The 3,507-nt window shown below is 58.3% G+C and carries 5 protein-coding genes; all 5 read right to left on the minus strand.

The window, feature by feature from the left end; all coding sequences use genetic code 11:
* Window positions 1-817 (minus strand): DegT/DnrJ/EryC1/StrS family aminotransferase (locus tag ACY692_RS14590; protein ID WP_462326108.1); only part of this gene is annotated, 817 nt, incomplete at its 3' end.
* Entirely contained in the window at window positions 808-1,230 is a 423-nt protein-coding gene (locus tag ACY692_RS14595; RefSeq protein WP_462326109.1) for a sugar 3,4-ketoisomerase, read from the minus strand. The genes ACY692_RS14590 and ACY692_RS14595, both read right to left, overlap by 10 nt.
* The gene (locus ACY692_RS14600; protein ID WP_462326110.1) at window positions 1,227-1,652 is read right to left on the minus strand and encodes a sugar 3,4-ketoisomerase; all 426 of its coding nucleotides are present in this window, start codon (window positions 1,650-1,652) and stop codon (window positions 1,227-1,229) included. The genes ACY692_RS14595 and ACY692_RS14600 overlap by 4 nt, the downstream gene beginning before the upstream one ends.
* Before the next feature lie 36 nt (window positions 1,653-1,688).
* The gene (tmk, locus tag ACY692_RS14605) at window positions 1,689-2,318 is read right to left on the minus strand and encodes a dTMP kinase (RefSeq protein ID WP_462326111.1); all 630 of its coding nucleotides are present in this window, start codon (window positions 2,316-2,318) and stop codon (window positions 1,689-1,691) included.
* Window positions 2,294-3,316 carry a 3'-5' exoribonuclease YhaM family protein gene (locus tag ACY692_RS14610; RefSeq protein WP_462326112.1) on the minus strand — a complete coding sequence of 341 codons (1,023 nt, stop codon included), beginning with the start codon at window positions 3,314-3,316 and terminating at the stop codon, window positions 2,294-2,296. Before ACY692_RS14610 ends, tmk begins: the two co-directional genes overlap by 25 nt.
* Window positions 3,317-3,507 lie beyond the last annotated feature (191 nt).

Here is a 3,507-nt window from a genome sequence, read left to right on the forward strand (position 1 = left end):
TTCGGCGTTTTTCCGTGTCCTCGTCCAGGTGGGCGAGTTTGACCCGCAGCAGGGCGGCCTGCATCTCGTCGAGCCTCGAATTGACCCCGGTGATTCCGTTTATGTATTTCTGGTGCGACCCGTAATTGCCCAGGGCCCGGACCATGGCGGCCAGTTCCGGATCATTGGTGGTCACGGTCCCTGCATCGCCCAGAGCGCCCAGATTTTTTCCCGGATAGAAGCTGAATCCCGCGGCATGCCCGAAATTGCCGGCCCGCTGTCCATTGTGCATCGCCCCATGGGCCTGGGCCGCGTCCTCGATGACCTTGAGACCGTAATCGGCCGCGATGGCGTTTATGGCATCCATGGGGGCCAGCCGGCCGTAGAGATGGACGGGCATGATCGCCTTGACCCGATCGATGGAAAAGGTTTCCGGGGTTCCCGGGATCGTGCCTGATTCCAGAAATGCCCGAACCGCATCCGGGTCGAGATTGCAGGTTGCCGGGGCGGGCTCCACCGGAATGGGGGTGAGGCGGTTTTCCGTGATGGCCAGGATGGTGGCGATATACGTGTTCGCCGGCACAATGACCCCATCGCCTTCCTGCATAATTCCCATCTCTTTGTACGCACGCAGGATGAGGGTCAGGGCATCCAACCCGTTGCCAACGCCGATGGCATGGGAAACCCCGCAGAACGCAGCAAATTCTTCTTCAAAGGCCCGGACTTCCCGGCCCTGGATGTACCACCCCGAGTCGATGACCCGGGATGCAGCGGCGACGAGTTCGTCTCGATAGGCGTGGTTGACGGCTCCAAGGTCGAGAAAGGGGATCATCTGCATTTTGCCTGTTTGCGTTTGAGGAATGTTTCGTAGTTGCGCACGTATTCGTGTTCGTCATAGGGCAGGGAGGCCAGGACCAGACAGATGGCCCCGGAGGAAAAATTGATCAATTCCCGCCAGATCATTCTGGGAACATACAGGCCGTAATAGGCCCTCTCCAATCTGACGGTCTTTGTCCGCGCGCCGTCGTCCAGGACCACGTCAAAGGCTCCCATGACGCAGACAATGAGTTGCTGGAGCTCTCGGTGCGCATGCCCGCCCCGGTTCATGCCCCCAGGGACGTCGTACAGATAATAGGTCCTGGCAATGTCAAAGGGGATGTGGAGCTGGTTGTATATGGGGGTGAGCGATCCCCTCGTGTCATAGAACCGGTCCAGCTTGATCCGCTCGCAATCATCGATGGTCGTGCTCATAGTCCGGTCCGGTTGAGGGTCTTGAATTTTTCAAAGTCGCGCACATAATCCCCCTGGTCGTAGGGGTGGGAGGCCAGGACAAGGGCGACCGCATTGGTGGAAAAGTTCTGCATCCTGCGCCAGATCATGTTCGGGATGTACAGCCCGTAATAGGCCCGGTTCAGGCTGACCGTCTTCTGGGTCGAGCCGTCGTCCAGATATACGTCGAAGCTGCCGGACAGGGCGATGATGCATTCGTGCTGGTTTTTGTAGGCATGCCCCCCGCGTTTGCCCCCGCCCGGAACATCGTAGATCCAGTAGGCCCGGCTGATGGCAAAGGGGATGTGGTGTTCCTGCTCCACAAAGGTCAGATTGCCCCGGGGATCGGTGATCTTGGGGAAGGTGAGTACGCTGACGTCATGGATGGTGCGGGATGTATACATTTGTTATGTTAAGAAATTTCTATAATTTCATAATTTTTACAATCTTGCATCAATCGCCCCGCGGATCGCCGTAAATGTGTCTTCCTTGCTCCCCGCCGCATCGATGACCACAAATCGGTCCCGGTTCAGGGCCGCCCAGGTCAGATAGCCTTCGCGGACCCGTGAATGGAAGGCCAGGCTTTCGGCCTCGAACCGTCCTTCGGTACTGTGTTTGTTTTCCTGGAGATTGCGGGTCAGCGCGCGTTTGAGACCGATTTCCGGATCGAGATCCAGGAGCAGGGTCAGGTCGGGCCAGGTAGCGTCAACGGCCACCTCGTTGAGCTGGTGGAGGAGCTTGGGATCGAGGCCCCGTCCATATCCCTGGTAGACCACGGTGGAATCGGCGAACCGGTCGCAGAGCACGACCTCGCCCCGGTCCAGGGCCGGGCGGATCACCGAGGAGACGTGCTGGGACCTGTCGGCCAGGTAGAGGAACAATTCCGTGAGTCCGGTGATGTCGTCGTTTTTTGGGTCCAGGAGGATCTGGCGCAGGGTCGTGCCCAGGATCGATCCTCCGGGCTCCAGGGTCGGGGTGACCTCCATCCCCTTGGATTGTAGGTACGCGCGGATCATCCTGCCCTGGGTCGACTTGCCGCAGCCTTCTATACCTTCAAGGGTAATGAACATTGGTCTTCCTTTTTTTTCGGACCCCTGCGGGTCGTCTTTTCCGGTTGCGGGGTTCTTGACGGTACGTAGAGGTCCCGCTCCAGACACCGTTGGTACCCCGACCAATTGCCTGTTCCGGTCTGTTCTAGTGCCTGGTCCATGGTGTTCATCTTGGCATCCAGGTTGTCGGCCATATGCAGGACCATGGCCTCATGGGTCATGGGCAGTTTGGGTGAGCCGTAATCGTACTGACCGTGGTGGCTCAAAATGAGATGTTTAAAATGGAGTATCAACCCCTCGTCAAGCCCCGATTTGTTCAAATATGGCGTGAGAATCTCCAGCCCGAGATGGATATGTCCGAGGAGTTTGCCCGGGGCGGTGTATTCGCGGGATATCCCGTGGCTGATCTCATAGGCCTTGCCCAGGTCGTGGAAGGTGGCCGCGACAAGCAGGATGTCCCGGTCCAGCGAAGGGTAGAGATCGCTCATGGCCCGACATGCCTTGACCACTCCAAGGGTGTGTTCCAGAAGTCCACCCACATAGGCGTGATGGATGGATTTGCCCCCGGGCGCGGACAGAAGGGCTTCGCGGATGTCCTGGCTCCGGAGGATCTTGCTGTACAGTTTTTTCCACCCCGGATTGGTGACTTCCTGCTTGAGGATGGTCTCGATCTCCTCGAGGAGTTCCTGGGGGGGCGTGGATGAACTGGGCAGAAATTCTGTCCTGTCGATCCCGGCGGGGTCGAGGACCTGGAGGGTGTTGATGTTCGCCTGGAGCTGGTCTTTGAAGGTGGAGATGCGGCCCTGGACGCGCACGAATTGTTCGGGCTGCAGGCCTTCGTAGTTTTGGCTGGCAGGGAACCATATCTTTGCGCCGACGGCACCGGTTTTGTCCTGCAGGGTGAGCTGCCAGTAGGGACCGTTTTTGGCCTGGTTCATCCGTGCCGCGGCCAGGGCGAAGGTGTCGTCAAAGGCCATGCCGTCCCGGAGGTCGCTGATATAGGTTTGTTTTTCCATCATCGATATTGCCAAGGCAAAGGGGTTTGGGTATGTGCCCGGCGTATGTGCGTTTGCGCCGGAACACGGAATGTGTCCGTATACGGGTTCACGCCGGGCAAGTCCAGTTTGGAAAGATGAGGAAAGGCGGTTTGAGGTTGTATGTTTTAGGTTTTAGGAAGGAGCGGAGGCGGGAAACCGAGGTCTGATATCCG

The organism is Desulfoplanes sp. (assembly GCF_054921335.1).

What these genes read in the sequence shown, in the direction of transcription:
- ACY692_RS14595 (WP_462326109.1), bottom strand. Translation starts at nt 1,230, where the DNA reads ATGAGCACGACCATCGATGATTGCGAGCGGATCAAGCTGGACCGGTTC.
- tmk (WP_462326111.1), bottom strand. Translation starts at nt 2,318, where the DNA reads ATGTTCATTACCCTTGAAGGTATAGAAGGCTGCGGCAAGTCGACCCAG.
- ACY692_RS14600 (WP_462326110.1), bottom strand. Translation starts at nt 1,652, where the DNA reads ATGTATACATCCCGCACCATCCATGACGTCAGCGTACTCACCTTCCCC.
- ACY692_RS14610 (WP_462326112.1), bottom strand. Translation starts at nt 3,316, where the DNA reads ATGATGGAAAAACAAACCTATATCAGCGACCTCCGGGACGGCATGGCC.